The organism is Vibrio iocasae, from assembly GCF_042245395.1.
GTDB classification, from domain to species: domain Bacteria; phylum Pseudomonadota; class Gammaproteobacteria; order Enterobacterales; family Vibrionaceae; genus Vibrio; species Vibrio iocasae.
The window spans coordinates 1,788,777-1,804,864 of record NZ_CP145310.1; the positions used below are offsets into that span (position 1 = coordinate 1,788,777).

General features: G+C 43.8%; 13 protein-coding genes. 5 read left to right on the plus strand and 8 right to left on the minus strand.

Features of this window, described 5'->3' with window-relative positions; all coding sequences use genetic code 11:
• Positions 1-14: 14 nt before the first annotated feature.
• Both SNR28_RS08010 and SNR28_RS08015 read right to left on the minus strand, forming a co-directional pair.
• The gene (locus tag SNR28_RS08010; protein WP_375748685.1) at positions 15-1,649 is read right to left on the minus strand and encodes an ABC transporter substrate-binding protein; all 1,635 of its coding nucleotides are present in this window, start codon (positions 1,647-1,649) and stop codon (positions 15-17) included.
• Positions 1,650-2,009: 360 nt separating this feature from the next.
• Positions 2,010-3,506 (minus strand): family 16 glycosylhydrolase, encoded by a 1,497-nt coding sequence (locus tag SNR28_RS08015; protein WP_375748686.1) that lies wholly within the window; start codon positions 3,504-3,506, stop codon positions 2,010-2,012.
• Between the two features lie 204 nt (positions 3,507-3,710).
• Here SNR28_RS08015 and SNR28_RS08020 point away from each other — a divergent pair, with 204 nt between their 5' ends.
• The 4 genes from SNR28_RS08020 to SNR28_RS08035 all read left to right on the plus strand — a co-directional run bounded on the left by SNR28_RS08020 (position 3,711) and on the right by SNR28_RS08035 (position 9,168).
• A complete protein-coding gene (locus SNR28_RS08020; protein ID WP_375748687.1) occupies positions 3,711-4,481 on the plus strand; it encodes an ABC transporter substrate-binding protein in 771 nt (256 codons plus the stop codon).
• A gap of 192 nt (positions 4,482-4,673) precedes the next feature.
• Positions 4,674-5,570 carry a type IV pili methyl-accepting chemotaxis transducer N-terminal domain-containing protein gene (locus SNR28_RS08025; RefSeq protein ID WP_375748688.1) on the plus strand — a complete coding sequence of 299 codons (897 nt, stop codon included), beginning with the start codon at positions 4,674-4,676 and terminating at the stop codon, positions 5,568-5,570.
• 33 nt (positions 5,571-5,603) lie between these two features.
• Positions 5,604-7,280 (plus strand): methyl-accepting chemotaxis protein, encoded by a 1,677-nt coding sequence (locus SNR28_RS08030; protein ID WP_375748689.1) that lies wholly within the window; start codon positions 5,604-5,606, stop codon positions 7,278-7,280.
• Positions 7,281-7,440: 160 nt separating this feature from the next.
• Positions 7,441-9,168: a diguanylate cyclase domain-containing protein gene (locus SNR28_RS08035; protein ID WP_375748690.1), complete on the plus strand. Its 1,728-nt coding sequence runs from the start codon at positions 7,441-7,443 to the stop codon at positions 9,166-9,168.
• 24 nt (positions 9,169-9,192) lie between these two features.
• Here the strand turns inward: SNR28_RS08035 and SNR28_RS08040 are convergent, their stop codons facing one another.
• Entirely contained in the window at positions 9,193-10,065 is an 873-nt protein-coding gene (locus tag SNR28_RS08040) for a LysR family transcriptional regulator (protein ID WP_375748691.1), read from the minus strand.
• A gap of 152 nt (positions 10,066-10,217) precedes the next feature.
• Here SNR28_RS08040 and SNR28_RS08045 point away from each other — a divergent pair, with 152 nt between their 5' ends.
• Positions 10,218-11,492 (plus strand): serine hydrolase domain-containing protein, encoded by a 1,275-nt coding sequence (locus tag SNR28_RS08045; RefSeq protein WP_375748692.1) that lies wholly within the window; start codon positions 10,218-10,220, stop codon positions 11,490-11,492.
• 67 nt (positions 11,493-11,559) lie between these two features.
• On the opposite strand, the gene SNR28_RS08050 is transcribed toward SNR28_RS08045, so the two are convergent.
• The 5 genes from SNR28_RS08050 to argF all read right to left on the minus strand — a co-directional run bounded on the left by SNR28_RS08050 (position 11,560) and on the right by argF (position 16,077).
• Entirely contained in the window at positions 11,560-11,994 is a 435-nt protein-coding gene (locus SNR28_RS08050; RefSeq protein ID WP_375748693.1) for a cytochrome c3 family protein, read from the minus strand.
• A gap of 70 nt (positions 11,995-12,064) precedes the next feature.
• Positions 12,065-12,199, minus strand: a complete 135-nt coding sequence (locus SNR28_RS08055) for an entericidin EcnAB (RefSeq protein WP_375748694.1) — start codon at positions 12,197-12,199, stop codon at positions 12,065-12,067.
• 117 nt (positions 12,200-12,316) lie between these two features.
• Positions 12,317-13,408, minus strand: a complete 1,092-nt coding sequence (locus SNR28_RS08060) for a hypothetical protein (RefSeq protein WP_375748695.1) — start codon at positions 13,406-13,408, stop codon at positions 12,317-12,319.
• Between the two features lie 145 nt (positions 13,409-13,553).
• Complete coding sequence (locus SNR28_RS08065) at positions 13,554-14,816, minus strand: RidA family protein (protein WP_375748696.1); 1,263 nt, start codon at positions 14,814-14,816, stop codon at positions 13,554-13,556.
• A gap of 214 nt (positions 14,817-15,030) precedes the next feature.
• The gene (argF, locus tag SNR28_RS08070; RefSeq protein WP_375748697.1) at positions 15,031-16,077 is read right to left on the minus strand and encodes an ornithine carbamoyltransferase; all 1,047 of its coding nucleotides are present in this window, start codon (positions 16,075-16,077) and stop codon (positions 15,031-15,033) included.
• Positions 16,078-16,088 lie beyond the last annotated feature (11 nt).

Sequence of the window (16,088 nt, forward strand, 5' to 3'; positions counted from 1 at the left end):
ATTTGAGCGCTAGCTTATTTCAGGTGTAAGTTGTTCAGGATGATTACGCGCTTACCACCGTCGTACCATACTGGCTGAACGTATGGGTTCTCTGCACTTGGCCAACCAACAATTTTCTCGTTGCGGTACTGGAACCATGTTGGGTTAGAGAACAGAGGGATAAACGGTAGTTGCTCAGCAGTGAACTCCTGTAGCTCATCAAGAATCTTTTGCTGCTCTGCTGCGTCACCTGTTTTACCGAAGCTGTCGATAAGTGCGTCGATCTTAGGATCGTTTACACCGTGACCCGCGTGCCATGTCTTACCGATGCGCGCAGTGTGGTAGTACTCCTGGTAAGCAAGGATTGGGTTAGTCGCAACCATTGACCAGTTGATGGACATCTTGTAGTTGCTCTCTTTCAGGTTCTTATCGTAAACCGCCCAGTCAACCGTCTTCACGTTTGCTTTGATGCCTACTTCTTCAAAGAACTCAGTCGCCATCTGTACAACCTGAATCCAGTCTGTCCAGCCGTTTACAACTTCGATATCAAACTCAACCGTTTTGCCGTCAGCACCGTCACGGAATCCGTCACCGTTCTTATCAACAATGCCTGCTTCATCAAGAAGTGCTTTTGCTTTCTCCGGGTTGTATTCAGTCAGGCCGCTGTACTTAGCAGAGATATCCTGGTTGATGCTTGTTTTGTATAGCTCACCAATACCACCAGCGTTAAAGTTAGCTGTTGGGTAACCATATGCCGCGATATCTACGATTGCTTCACGGTCAAGCGCCATTGAAAGTGCCTGACGTACACGAAGGTCGCTGAATGGTGCTTCTTTAGTGTTCACGTAAAGATGAATAGCATCGTTCGCCGGGTACCAGTAGTGGTTACTCTTAGCATCCGCCGCTACGAATGTTGCATCGATATCAGCGATGAAGTTTGAACCCCAGTCGATTTCGCCTTTGATAAGTGCAGGCTGAATCTGAGAGTTATCGTTGTAAGAACGGAAAGTCACACAATCAAGGTATGGGCGATTTTCCAGGTAGTAGTTTTCGTTTCGGCAAAGTTGCATCTGTTGTGGTTTCAGATACTTAACTGTTGTCATCGGACCGCTACCAACCGGATTAGGGTTAGTGAAGGTAGTCAGATCTTCAACTTTTGACCAGATGTGCTTAGGTACGATGTGGTAACGCTCAAGGTTCCATGCAAATGTTGAGTCAGCTTCGTTCAGCTCAAATACAACCGTCTTGTCATCAACAACTTTGATTTCCTGCAGGTTCTTACCAGACCAGATACCTTTCTGGTCGAATGCTGCTGCTTCTTTCGTTAACAGGAAGCTGAATGCAACATCTTCTGCAGTAAGCGCTGTGCCGTCAGACCATTTCAGTCCGTCACGAAGTTTTACTGTGATTGATTTCAGGTCATCAGAATAATCGATGGTTTCTGCAAGACGGAAATCTGCTTTGCCTGTCATGTTGTTAAATACAACCAGTGGCTCAAACATGATTCCGTGAAGAAGGTCTTTAGTAGTGTAAGGGTTGAAGTTTTCAACGAAACCAGTGTTGATAATTGGAACTGTTAGTGTGCCACCTTGCTTGATCTCTTCCGCCTGAGCGAAAGAAGCGAACATTGCGCCGCACAGAAGCGAAGCCAGTACAGTTTTGTTTTGCATCACGCTTTTCCTTAATTTGAATGTTTTATTCAGCTCTTTAACAAATTGGTTCTGCTTGTTTCAGCATCCCTCAATTAGAGAAAGCGCTTTCTTTTTCTGTCAAAAAAATATTTTTCTTCAATCTGGTGAGGGGGAAACCCACAAAAGAAAGCGCTTTCTTTTGTGCAAATATTACTTCTGGTTTTCCATATCAGCAATGAGTAGTGAACTGAAACTCTACATCGATCACAGATCGCTAAAGTAGGGAAGGTAAGGAGTTAAAAGTACTTTAAAACAGGTAGTTAGGTAGGGAACTGTAGCTTAACCCACCAAAACAATGTCAAATTAAGCTACCTGGGTCACACTTTTTTGAGTATTTAATTAACGCTCCCAACGGATATTTTTGATCTGATACGTCATCTCATTAGTTGGTTCCAGTACAAGAATGTTTGATACCGACTGAATATTAGCAAAGTTCCCCGGAGCAAGACTGTTCCCACCAGCCATAATCTCTTTAACAGGCAGGCTTATTTCCTTCCAGACACCGCTTTCAGGAAGAGAAAGCTTATAATCACTGGTTGCGGGCCAGCCGCTATCAATTTTAACCAGTAACTGTGCATTGCTTGCAGCACTAATCACTTTTAAATCAAATAGCACCCTTCCACTATCCATAAATGAGGATAAATCCGTACTCTTAGGCAAAGTCAGATAGAAGTTTCCATCCGGCCCGGTCCGCACTACCTCAATATAGCTCTCGTCACCTAAAGGATATATGGCGTAAGTACTGTTACCAGAGTGCTTATAAGTCCCCGGTTCAATGCCGTCTGCCATTTGCTTATCAAAAATCGTCACCTTTTCAGCATTTATTACTGCTGTTTGATTGCTAGATAAATCAGGGGCTTTTTTACCTTTTACCACTTTCCCTGAATCATCTCTGGCGGAGCATTCACCACTTGCAGATACGCTCTCAGGGCATTGATAAACCCGTACATAATCAACTTCAAATCTTGCTGGAAACGCTGACTCATCAATCCCTTTGTCGTTTTGGCTAGCAGCCCAGGAGCCACCGACCGCAAGGTTAAGAATCAGATGGAAACGTTCATTAAAAGGAGCATCTGATATACCTGTCACCATTTCTCCATTTGAATCCTGGTACTGGGTATACCAACCGTCGGAGGTTTGAGTAGCGAAATGGATACCATCAATCAGCCAGCGGATCTTGCCTTCACTCCACTCTACTGAGTAGACATGGAAATCATCAGCAGGGTTAACGCTATCAGGCAACTCATAACTTGTTCCTGAATAAACGTTATCAGGCCATTTGCGACCATAATGGAGTGTGCCATGTACCTTAGACTCCCCTTTAACTTTCAGGTTAACCGACTCAACGATATCTATTTCACCAGACGCCGCCCATGTACCGTAAACGTTGTCAGTCGGTAACATCCAGATAGCTGGCCAGGTTCCCTGCCCCGCCGGAAGTTTAGCGCGGACATCTACTCTAGCGTATTTCCAATCCCCTTTGTTTTTCGTCTGCAAACGAGCAGAAGTATAAGGCTTAGATTGAGTATTGCTTACATCATAGTTTGGATGATCTTCTGGAAGCGCCGACCCTGTATACGTTTCTTTTTGGGCTTTGATTACTAGTACACCCTCTTCGATAAAGGCATTCTCTGCTCTGTTGGTATAACACTGGGCTTCATCGTTACCGCCACCCCAGCAGTTCTGGTCAAAATTCCATTTACTTTGGTTGATGCCTCCGCCAGTAAACTCATCACTCCAGACTAACTCCCAGTCATCAGTCTCAGGAGAGTCGTTCTGCGCATAAGCTGTTATTGGCAAACAGACACCACTCAGCCCAATAAGCGCGGTTGCCACAGCGTATTGACCTGATTTTTTTTATTTTGTACATAAGACACCCTAATATCTGTTCATAAACCAATTCCGAAAAGCTATCTCTTAAATCTATCTCTAAAAGAAAAAGAAAGCGCTTTCTTTTTGCTGTTTTTAATGTAACAGTATGGATATATTGATGCCGAACAGTTCATCTATGAACTGTGATAACAGTCACCAGAAACAAAAATGAACATAGAAAACCAGCAAACCATCACCTTTTGGAACGGAAATAAGTCTCAGGTTCGTCAGGAGCATGAGTTAAAGATACTGGAGGCCATTTTAGAGGCTACCAGCGATGATACCGATTACCAACTTATCAATGACCCAACTGATTACCCAAATGCTGAAGACGAAGGAGACATCTTCCACAAAGGGGCAGATTTGTTGGTAACCGTAGCCGGAAACAAAAAATTTGAAGGCAGAGCATTCATTCCGGTAAATATTCCAATTGCCAACGGGATTCTGGGAAATCGTATTCTTATTATCAGGGAACAAGATCAGGCAGTGTTTTCAACCATCACAGAAACAGAGTTGAAAACACAAAGAGCTGGTATTCCCGCTACCTGGGCAGATGCCGATCTGTTTCGCCACAATGGTTATAACGTGGTTGAAAAAGGGTTATTCGAAGAAGTATTTCAGCGACTTAAAAGCAATGAGTTTGATTATGTCTCTTTAGGCGCGAACGAGGTTGAATCTATTTACCTCGATATGGCTGAATCTTTAGGTGGTTTAAAGATTGAAGCGGATTTGAAGCTATATTACCCCTTCCCTTTAATCTTTTACGTTCACCCTGAAAGAGCTGATCTTGCACAAATGATTGCTCATGGATTAAAGAAAATTAAAGAAAGCTGCGAATATGATGAGCTATTTGAAGAATATTATGGTGACTCAATAAATAGTCTCAGACTTGGCTCCAGAAAAACGATGTCTTTGCAAAACCCACTGATACCCGCCTGATCTTTACAGCAAAAAACAGTCCCGAGACGTGGAACTGCAACAGGCATTCCACTCTTTCGTTTCAGATAGATGAATATGTGATCAACCTATCCATATCTTATTAAGTTTGATGTCATTTTGTAAAAAACATTCAGCAAATTCTATACTTACCGATAGATAAATAATGCAAACAACTTAATAAAGGCTTTTACTATGAAATTACTTCGTTTTTTCACTTGTTTGGCTGCTATCACTGGAATGGTAATGGGATCATCTATGCTCGCTTACGCCGGACCAACGCCTGCAGAATACGGTGTGGTATTAAATCTCTCTGGCAAACAAAGAATGTTGTCTCAAAAGATGTCTAAAGAGGTCGCACTGGTCGCCCTTAACGTCGATGCAGAAAAGAATATTCAGAACCTTGCAGCAACCTCTGCTCTATTTGATAAAACTCTGAAAGGCTTAAAAGATGGAGATGCGTCTCTGGGTCTTCCTGCAACAGAAAGTAAAAGAATCATTCGTCAGCTAGATAAAGTGTCGGATATCTGGGCTGAGTTCTATCCGGTGATACAAGAAGTCGTTTCATCAAAGTCCGTTTCAAAAGAACAGCTTGATACTATCGCTAAAAATAACCTTCCACTCCTTAAGCAGATGAACAAAGCCGTCGGTCTTTACGAAAAAGATGCGAAGAAGACGGGGTTAAGCTCTGCACCGGGGCTAGCTGCAACGCTTAACCTATCCGGTAAACAGAGGATGCTATCTCAGAAAATGAGTAAAGAATTCTTCCTGATTGCGCTTGGCTACGAGGTAGAAGACAACAAACTCAACCTTCTTGAAACTTATTCCCTGTTCGACAGAACTCTGAAAGGCCTGAAAGACGGGGATGAAACCCTCGGACTACCGGGAACAAAACCTGAACATATCCGTAAGCAACTGGATGTCGTCAATGGTCTTTGGCAAGACTTCAAACCTTTGGTTGAAGCAGGATCTTCTCATAGCAGCTCTGGTGCTTCACCTGAACAGGTAACCCAGATTGCCAATCTAAACCTGCCGCTGCTCAAGGAGATGAACGCTGCCGTACAACTTTATGAAGCGGAAGCTGCGAAATAAGTAAAAGCGTTAATCGTTATTGAAGGAGCGCTCATGCTTATTAAAACCAAGTTAATTGCTATCGGCTGTTTTCTGTTCGTAACCCTGATAGGGATCAGCATTGCTGCAAAGTATTCTTTTGATCAGCTATCCACCAGCTTTGAAGAAGTCGTTGAAGGTGCAACTAAAAGTGCTGCAAGCGCTCAGGCAGCGACCGAGAGCTCCAGCAATGGTAGCCAAAAGGCCGCAGAAATAAATATGCACATGCTGGGCATCGTCGATGGTATTAACAGTGCCAATCAACGAACCCGGCTCATCAGCAAAAAAGTTGAAGATATCAGCGTTACTCTGGAAGAGCTCATCGAGACAATCGAAGAGCTTTCCGAGGATGTCGCTGATGAGGAAGCGCTGGCAATTCTGGAAGAAGTGAGTGACGAGGTCAGCGACATCAGTGAAAGCCTTAAGCGTGAAGCTCTTATTAATATCATTGAATCTTCTAAAACTCTGAACTCTTTCAGTCAGCAGATTTCAGGTGAAGCAAACGAAGTAGCAGAGCTCGACACACTACTAAAAAGTCAGGTGAGTATTAGTCAGTCGAGCCAGCAGAATAGCCAGGATATCCAAAAACTCGCCCAGCAATCTTCTGAGGATGTCGCCTGGCAGGAACAGTTTATTGTGACAGCACTGATACTTATGGCTTTTTCAGGGTTGCTACTTACCTTGGTCATCTTAAAAGTGGTTGTTACCCCTATTAATAAAACCGTGAAGCTAATGAAAGACATCGGTGAGGGTGAAGGGGATTTGACCCAGCGCCTTGAGGTGCATGGCAAAGACGAGATGGCTCAGATTTCGGTCGCTTTCAACCGATTTGTAAGCCGAATTCAACATTTAATTCAGGATATTACAGAGTCTACCACTCAATTACGGGAAGCTTCGGTCAATACTCTTCAAGCCATGCAAGAAGGCGATAGAGCGATGCAGAACCAACAGCAAGAAGTGGAGCAAATTGCTACTGCTGTTGGACAGTTGAGTACCAGTTCTCTGGATGTGGCACATAATGCGGACTCTGCTGAAAAGTCCTCACTGGAAGTGAATCAGCACACCGAATCCGGTCAGGCTGTTGTTGCAGAAGCGGTGACATCGGTGACAAAACTGGTCGGCGAAGTAGAGAACGCGGTAACGGTCATCGGTTCACTGAGCGATAAGTCGTCTTCCGTGAATTCAGTTGTTGATGTCATCCAGTCGGTATCAGAGCAAACCAACCTGTTGGCCTTAAACGCAGCAATAGAAGCAGCCAGAGCTGGAGAACACGGGCGTGGTTTTGCTGTTGTTGCTGATGAAGTAAGAACGTTGGCCTCCAAAGTTGAAGCAAGTACATCCGATATTAGAAACATCATTGACGAAATGCTCGCCATGACCGAGAAAGCCGTCACGGTCATGCAATCAAGCCAGGTGGTGAGCAATGAGACTCTCGAAGGAGCAAACTCCGCGCGGGAAGCTCTCGACTCCATTACTGAAGCGATGCACACCGTTATTGCGATGAATGCTCAAATCTCGGGTTCTGCGAATGAGCAAAAAGGGGTGACTGAGTTACTTAATCAACGCATTACACAGGTTAACGAGCTTTCAAATCATACTTCTCTTCAGGTATCGAGAACCCTGGACACCTGCGAGTCATTAAACGAAATCAGCGAGAGTCTTTCGAGGAAGTTAGATCAGTTTAAGGTGTAATCTATAATTATCTAAAAGAACCTGATCTTAATGTGTGGTTCAAAAGTGAGAAGGAGGTTCGGGTATACTCGTTAACTAATTTTTAGCCCGTTTACAAAGAACTATGTATTTCTCAAGTTATAGAGGCGGAGAGCAAAACTCCTACGGAATGGTCAGTTCTGTGACCCGTTACATCCGACTCTTGCTATTAATAGCTCTTTTGGTAACAACGGCGCTCCAGGCTTCGCATGCTGAACGTAAGAAAAAGATTCTGGTCCTGCATTCATATCATCAGGGTTTAGAGTGGGCAGATAATGTCAGTCAGGGAATCCAGCAAGTCTTCGCTCCTCTTACAACCGAATTTGAGGTTTACTACGAATATCTGGACAGCAAAAGGAATGCGGGAGAAGACTACTTAAATAAAATTGCAACCTACATAAATCTGAAGAACAGCAATGTTCAGTATGAACTTATTATCACGGTCGATAATAACGCCCTCAGAATGTTAAATCAGGGACAACTGGCATTCCTCGGTGATCCTCCCGTTGTATTTTCGGGCCTCAATAATTATAAACCCGCACTAATTTCAAACCTCACAGAAGTCACAGGCATCGTTGAAACCACGGATCATAAGAGCACAATCGATCTGATGCGCAAACTTCATCCAGAATCAAAAAATCTGACGGTTATTCTCGATCAAACACCAACAGGTAATCAGATTTACGATGACATTCGCAACATTGAAAACAAGTATCCCGATATCAACTTCCATTATCTAAGAGATTTTTTGTTATCGGACATACCCGAAATAGTGAGAGGTTTTAGCCCGGATGAGCTTTTATACTTGCTCACATTTAACCGAGACAGTGCGAACAACTTTATCTCTTATACCGAAGGGATTGAGATCATCGCTCGCCATACTCAAGCCCCCATTTATGGTTCCTGGGATTTTTATATGGGGAAAGGCATTGTCGGAGGAAAAATAACGACAGGCCTGCTTCAGGGGCAAACCGCAGCTGAAATTGGTTTAAGAATTTTGCGAGGGGAAAACCCCAACAGCATTAAGATCATGGAAAACAGCCCAACTCGGTTTATGTTCGACTACACCTACATACAAAAATATCAGGTAGATGAAAAGCTGTTGCCAATAACAGGACAAATCATCAACAAGCCACCAGGCTGGTTTGAAACCCATAAAACCTTGTTGTTAAACATCTTCATCTTTTTGTTTAGTGCCGTGCTCGTTGCCCTTTACCTCAACAAACAAAAGCAGAATCAGCTTCAGGCAGAATATGCCGCCCACCTTGAAGAGAAAGTTAAACAACGCACAGAAAAGCTAAGAGAAGCCAATGAGAAGTTGCAGCGCCTGTCTGAAATAGATGGCCTGAGCCAGCTATATAACCGACGTTACTTTGATAAAACCCTAAACAGTGAACTTCAGCGCCACCAGCGTACCACTCAGCCAATTTCACTGCTTATGTGTGATATCGATTATTTTAAAAACTATAACGATACCTACGGCCATTTAGCCGGAGACGAATGCATCAAGCAGGTAGCAAAATTAATGCAATCACAATGCATGCGAGCCAATGACACTATCGCCCGATATGGTGGAGAAGAGTTTTCTGTCATTCTCCCTGACACAGATGCAGAAAGCGCACGCGTGATTGCAGACAAAATCTGCACAAGCCTTTACGACACTTCGATTCCTCACGTTAGCTCTCTTATTGCAGACAGAGTCACTATAAGTATTGGTATCGCCGTTGCTACTCCGAACAAGACGACAACGTCACTCGATATTATTTCTACCGCAGACACCGCATTGTATGCGAGCAAGCATAATGGCCGTAATCGGTTTACACTGTTAGAGCATCCGGCTAAACCAGTTCCGCTGAGTGGCGTTTTATAACCCTTATGAGCACACTTTTCGTAATTACAACAACTCGATTAGCTGCTCACGAACAGGATCAAATACTTTCTCAGTTGGCCATAAAAGTTCCACTGACCAGTTAAGACGAAAATCATCTTCAACAGCAAATACCGTCAACTCACCAGACTTCACTTCATCACTGATCATCATTTGAGGCACATTGGACCAACCCACTCCTTGTTTAGCAAGTGCCATAGCAATGTGAAAACTGTCTGCGTTGACTATTTGATGACTGTATACCTGACTCTCAACACCAAGCGTGCGTAACGGAGACATCACAATCTGAGTCATACCACGAACTGTACTTGGAGATATTGATTTTCCTGACTGATAATTATGCTGCTTTAAGTACTGTTCAGTTGCTACACGTACGAAGTCGAAATCCAAAAATCGAAAGCTATTAATATCCGCAGGTAAAGAAAATGTACTCAAGGCAAAAGCCATGTCGGCTTTGTTTTGGATCAACGCCTCCCTAACCGACTCCGTATCGCCCGTCTTCAAAGTGACTTTCAATGCAGGCATCTCTTTTATCATTCTTCCGATGGCATCCATCACTCCCAACTCCACCACCGCTGTATCGACCATGATGGTTGTCTCACCAGAATGCCCCAAAAAAATGCTTTCAATTTTTCCTTCAAATAAATTTGCTTCTGTCAGCAAACCTTTTGCATGGTCATAGAGTGCCTTAGCTTGCATGGTTGGCTCAAGTGAACGGCTATGACGAACAAATAGATCAAATCCAAGCTCATCCTCTAATGCACTGATTTTTCTACTAAAGGTTGATGCATGTCGCTTTGATGCAGTGGCTGCCTGAGCAAAACTGCCCGAATCATACACCTCTACAAATGCAGATAAATAGTCCAGATTGATACTCATTTTCTCTCTCCAAATCCCATAAGCATGCATAAAACGCACGCTCAGCAATTATGCCTTTATTGAATCCATGGTTAAAGTCTTTATCAGAAACACGAATTACACATGACTTTCCACTGCCCAGTCGTCATCAAACGTAGAATTAGGAAACCATTATGAAACTGAAAACTCTATCTCTTGCGGTACTACTAAGCAGCGCTTTTGCAGCCAATGCAGCTACATTCCATCAGCCTGACCAAGCGTTCATCGAATCAGCAGAAGCTTCTGGCCTTCCAGCACAGCTTTGGGATTCTGCGGAGTATGCAGCGTCATCTTTCCCGAATGCTTATAAATTTACCCCATCGTACGAAGTTGAGAGATCGGGTGTTGCACCGGAAGCTTTTAAGAAAGGTGAAGAACTGGATTTCGATAAAATTATGGTTCCTGCGATTGACGGAGAAATGTCTCTGAACGATTTCCTTCGTGACCGTGTTAAGAACCACTCAATGGTTGTGCTTAAAGGTGATCAGCTTCTTCACGAACACTACTGGAACGGTATGGATGAGCACTCAACTCACCTTGATATGTCTGTAACTAAGTCTTTCACTGCTATGTTAGCTGGTATTGCGGTCGCTGAAGGCAAATTGGACATGAGTAAGCAGGTTACTGACTACCTTCCTGAACTAAAAGGTACAGCCTGGGATGGTGCAACCGTGCAAGAAACCGCAGATATGCGCACATCCGTTATTCAGGAAGTCCAGAAACACAAGTCTTGGGATACTCGTATGACTGACTCTCAGGGCTGGAATGGTGACTTCTCTGAGATTTACCCTAACGGCATCAAAGACTACATGCCTATGGTGAAGGAAGTATCAGAGCCTATGGGGAGTAAATACTCTTACCAATGCATCAACACAGAAGTTCTGGGTAAAGTAGTAGAAGCAGCGACAGGTGAAAAACTGGCAGACCTGCTAGAGAAGCACTTCTGGGGCAAAGTAGGAATGGGTGAGAATGCGCACTATCAAGCTGACTACGCAGGTAGCCCTGTCGCATCTGGTGGCCTGAACGCAGCAACAAAAGATCTTGCACGTGTTGGTCGCATGCTAATGAACGAAGGTAAGAACTACAAGGGTGAGCAGGTTGTTCCAGCGGAGTTCATCAACAACATACTTAAAGGTAACGACAAAGTACGTAGCGCATGGCTGAAAGGTAAAGAGTCAGCACTAGCTGAAGGCTGGTACAAAGATCAGTTTCGCGTACTAAACATCGGTGAGCGTACTATTATGGCTATGGTAGGTATTCACGGTCAGGTTGTGGCAATGGACCATGAAACGGGTACTGTGGTTGCGATGAACGGAGGCTACCCTCAAACTGAAACACCTCGTATGGCTATCGCTATCTTCTACAAGGCTCTGCCGGCAATCTTCGCTGCAGCAGACAAGGTAAAGTAATCCTGAACTAACACCAGTAAAAAATCCTATTTTGGGCAACCAAAATCGGATTTTTTCTTTTAAGTATTCACTCAGCGATATGCCAATCGGGTAGAACTGATTTCCAATCTTCTTTATGACATTCCGAGCATGTAAATCGTGAACGCCTATGCACTTTATGACAGCTCGAACACTCATTTCTTGTGTTATGTATTCGATGTGGGTTTATCAGCTTTTTATCTTCAAAGTAAGCAGTACTTTCAATTAACCCTTCATAATTGTCATGGCACTCAAAACAGAACTGGTTTCCAAAATCCCTAGGGTAAAAAGGATGCTCATATCGGCCTGATTGATAGAGTTCTTTTTCTCGTGCGATCTTCTCTTCTGATCTTTCATGGCAATCGGAGCAAGACAACTCCCCTTTACTCTGGTGCTTATGTACAAGCAAATGCGGCTGATTTATAGCGTTTTCAATGTAAGGTTGAATCATATGGCAACCATTACCACATTCCTCCTTACTCATATCAGAACTTGTGTCCGAGAATACTGAAAATGACGCTATAGAAATAATCAGAAAGAGCAGTGTTCTCAAACTACTCCGTCGCCTCATGAATAGCTTCTTTTGTATCATTCCACACTTTTGAGGAGTCCTCTTTCACTCCTTCCCATGTGTTAGAACAACCACCAACAAAAAGTGCCAAAACAGCAAGCAAAGCAGCAAATTTCATTCTTTATTCCTTTTTCGTTTTCAAAGCTTAAACATAACAAATATTTATTAAAATCAAAAATACCCCTCGCTGAATAGGGGTCTGTACCAAATACCATATAGAAAAATTGGTTAATTTTTAGTTAGTACCAAGCTCCTTCCGCAAGTAGCTGACTAACTGCTCAGAGCCATCTTCACAAGCGAGTGTGTCAGGGTATGGAAGTTTACATACCTGTTCGATACAGTTCGCCAGTCTGTCACCTTCTAAATCACTTAACTCTATCTCCTTAAACGGCACACGCTCGCTAAGAAACGCATTTAAATAAGGCGTTTCCGGCCAGTCTGGGCGAGTTAAGCTAAGCACTCTTACCCTTTTGTATTTTGCCAAAGCCGCTATCTCACAATAGCTACCGTAACCTGGCTTGGTAATGATGACATCGCTGCTTGCAACCAACTCCAGAAAAGAGAACGGCAGGTCAGCAATTGGACGAAGATCAGTACGTGATTCAGAGACCGGTTGATCTACCAACCACTGCCACCCTTCTAATTTCGGTAACTGTGATAACTCTATTGGCATAGGGAAACCACCTAGAGCAAAGAGTATGTTTTGACTATCGTTTAGGTTGTTTTCAACTATTAGAGAGGCAGAAGGTTCTTTCGGATGGCTGGCGATACTGGCGATGTTGAACTCTTGGTGAGAGCTTTCAGGCACACTCGGTAGTGGCTTAAAAATGTAGTCCACACTCTGATAAACAAGGTTCATCCTCTGGTGCAACTGTAAACTATGTTGCTCATTCTCGTTCAAGCAGTAAGCCTGATAGATTTGAGCCCAATTGAAGGGACAAACGGTGGCCGTTTTTATCCCTAGCTGTTTAGCTGCCTCTAGAGAAATAGGAGAAATATTGCTGATCAACAGGTCTGGTTTGATGTCAGCGAGACAACGCTTTTCTCTTTCAACGCAATCCCCCCAATCCTCAAGTAATTGCTTATATTTGGCAAAGCTAGCTACAACATCAACCTCAATCGGTGAATGCATCAACATGCCGAAATCATGTCCCATAGCGATATGAGTAAATTCCCCCTGAATGCGGCCTTCAAGGTAGCTGGCTGGCAGTTTACTCAACACCGTTATCCGACAATCAGGAAGTTGATTAATGACCTGATTGATCACCGAACAAGAGATAGCACCATGACCAAAGCCATGAGCCGTAATGGAAAAACAGATATGCATAGTACTCGCCAAGCCTGAACAAAGTTCTTTTATAACAGATCAATACTTGTTCTTGTTAATCAGAGAGAAATTAAGTGGGTAAAAACAGAAAAAGGAGCAGCGAATAGCGCTGCTCCTTTGAGTATCATCAGAAAAGAACGGTGCATTAAGCCTGTGGAGGTGTGCCTTCACCGTTTGAAACAATGGCATCCATCTGAACCAGTGCATTCATTGGAATATCAGAAACACCGATAACTGTGCGAGCTGGAAGGTCACCGTTAAAGAAGCTCGTATAAACTTCGTTTACCGCTTCCATATCAGCCATATCTCGTACCTGAATATTCACCTTCACGATGTCATCCATCACGTGATCAACACTTTCTACGATTGATTTGATGTTGTTCAGACACTGCATTGCCTGCTCTTTTGCACCAATAGCAACCACTTCACCGTTTGCTGGATCAATTGGTAGCTGTGCAGAAATATTATTGTAGTGAGAAAACGCCACAGTTTGAGTCGATAGCGCGCTTACTGGCGCTGATTCCGTGTTGTTTGGTCGAATCACAATACCGTGTCTGTCTTCGATTTCTTGCGGTGGAGTACCATCACCGTGTGATACCGTCGCATCCATCTGTACCAACGCATTCATTGGCAAACCTTCTGTAACCACAACAGAGCGAGCAGGCATGTAGCCAACCGTTCTTGCAATCGATGAATCTGGGAAGAAGGTCGTGTACACCTCGTTAATCGCTTCAACGTCATCAAGGTTGCGAACGTGAATATTGATCTTCACGATATCATCAAAAGGTACGTCAACGCCTTCCATGATAGCTTTGATGTTCTTAAGACACTGAGCAGCTTGTTCTTTCACACCACCGACAGCAACGTTGCCTGTTTTAGGATCAACAGGAAGCTGAGCCGAAATGTGGTTGTAGTGAGAAAATGCAACTGTTTGAGTTGACGTTGAACTTAGTGGTGCATTTTCTGTATTTCTTACCAGTTTGATAAGGTCACAAGGATCTTGTGGGTGTGTACCTTCACCATTAGAAATAACCGCGTCCATCTGAACCAGTGCGCCTTCCATTGGAAGTGCTGCAACAGAAAGAACAGTGCGAGTTGGAAGATAGTTCTGGAAGAAAGAAGCGTACACTTCGTTTACAGCATCATAATCGGTGATGTTTTTTAGGTATACGTTGACGCGAACAACGTCATACATACCATGGTCGATGCTCTCAACGATCGCTTTGATGTTGTTCAGACACTGTTTCGCCTGCTCTTCTACACCACCAGAAACAAGCTCACCTGTCTTAGCATCTACTGGCAACTGCGCTGAAATGTTGTTGTAGTGGGAAAAAGCCACTGATTGTGTAGATACAGAACTCACCGGTGCATTCTCGGTGTTTCTTGAAACTTTAATGATACCGCTCATGTCGATATTTCTCCTGATTGTTTTCTTAGCGGATTTCCGGCATTAACTAAGGAAATCGCAGACAATAAAAGTCAGCCAAGCCCATGATTATTTAAGAATCGGGTCTGGAAGTTTGCCGAAAAATCGGCTTGTTATTGGATATAAACAGAGTCCGCGCTAGGGCCGGTTAGCCCAGAGACAGCGCGAACTTTTAGATGTTTTCTTGAGTACGGACTTATAGAGTACTTAGGAAAGTTTGAATCTTGTCTTCGTGACGACGGATAGTTTCTTCCGTTGGAATAACCGCGTCTTTGTGAGTGAAGTAAACCAGAATTGCCATCTGTGCTGTCAGGCGGTTTTCTGCTTCGTCAAATGCGACTGAGTACTCACTTTCCAACGCACCACGCGTTACTTCTTCTTTATCATTTGCTGGTAGGCAGTGAAGAAGCATTGCACCTGGCTTCGCTTTCGCCATTAGCTCTTCAGTGATCACGTAGTCTGGCATAAATGCAGCTAGACGCTCTTCTTTCTCGTCCATCTGAGTAACCCAGTAGAAACTATCACCGTATACCACGTCACACTCGCTGATTCTTTCAACATCGTCAGTGATTTCGATGTGGCCGCCAGACTCTTTACAGAAAGACTCTGCAAGCTCAACCCACTCTGGCTCCATCTGGTATTTCTTAGGACCGATTTGCTTGAAGCCCATACCGTATTTAGCACAAGTCAGCATTAGAGAACGACATACGTCTGTTGCATCACCCATGAATGCCAGAGTCAGTTCAGACAGTTTACGACCATCTGTGATGTGCTCTTTGATAGTGAACAGGTCAGCCAGCATCTGAGTTGGGTGGAAGCGAGTATCCAGACCGTTAATCACAGGTACAGTAGACATCTCTAACAGGCCATCCAGTGTTTCAGGGCTGTTAGTACGCGCCATAATCACGTCACACATACGAGATAGTACGCGAGAAGTATCATCGATAGACTCTTTACCACCAAGGTGAATGTCTTTTGGAGAAAGGAATAGTGCATGGCCACCTAGTAGCGTTGCTGCAACTTCGAATGAAACACGAGTACGAGTCGAGCCTGCTTCGAAGATCATACCTACAGATTTACCTTTGAAAAGCTGAGGGATCGCGTTGTCACGACGTGCTTCTTTCAGATAAGTCATCAGTTCCATCATGTTGTCCATCTCTTCTACAGAGAAGTCCTTCATTGAAACCATGTGCTCCATGTTAGGTTTTTTTAGTTCAGTTGCACTTGAAGATGGCAGTTTCATGTTTTGTTCCT

What these genes read in the sequence shown, in the direction of transcription:
- SNR28_RS08050 (WP_375748693.1), bottom strand. Translation starts at nt 11,994, where the DNA reads ATGAGTAAGGAGGAATGTGGTAATGGTTGCCATATGATTCAACCTTAC.
- SNR28_RS08055 (WP_375748694.1), bottom strand. Translation starts at nt 12,199, where the DNA reads ATGAAATTTGCTGCTTTGCTTGCTGTTTTGGCACTTTTTGTTGGTGGT.
- SNR28_RS08020 (WP_375748687.1), top strand. Translation starts at nt 3,711, where the DNA reads ATGAACATAGAAAACCAGCAAACCATCACCTTTTGGAACGGAAATAAG.
- argF (WP_375748697.1), bottom strand. Translation starts at nt 16,077, where the DNA reads ATGAAACTGCCATCTTCAAGTGCAACTGAACTAAAAAAACCTAACATG.
- SNR28_RS08030 (WP_375748689.1), top strand. Translation starts at nt 5,604, where the DNA reads ATGCTTATTAAAACCAAGTTAATTGCTATCGGCTGTTTTCTGTTCGTA.
- SNR28_RS08040 (WP_375748691.1), bottom strand. Translation starts at nt 10,065, where the DNA reads ATGAGTATCAATCTGGACTATTTATCTGCATTTGTAGAGGTGTATGAT.
- SNR28_RS08025 (WP_375748688.1), top strand. Translation starts at nt 4,674, where the DNA reads ATGAAATTACTTCGTTTTTTCACTTGTTTGGCTGCTATCACTGGAATG.
- SNR28_RS08065 (WP_375748696.1), bottom strand. Translation starts at nt 14,816, where the DNA reads ATGAGCGGTATCATTAAAGTTTCAAGAAACACCGAGAATGCACCGGTG.
- SNR28_RS08010 (WP_375748685.1), bottom strand. Translation starts at nt 1,649, where the DNA reads ATGCAAAACAAAACTGTACTGGCTTCGCTTCTGTGCGGCGCAATGTTC.
- SNR28_RS08060 (WP_375748695.1), bottom strand. Translation starts at nt 13,408, where the DNA reads ATGCATATCTGTTTTTCCATTACGGCTCATGGCTTTGGTCATGGTGCT.
- SNR28_RS08045 (WP_375748692.1), top strand. Translation starts at nt 10,218, where the DNA reads ATGAAACTGAAAACTCTATCTCTTGCGGTACTACTAAGCAGCGCTTTT.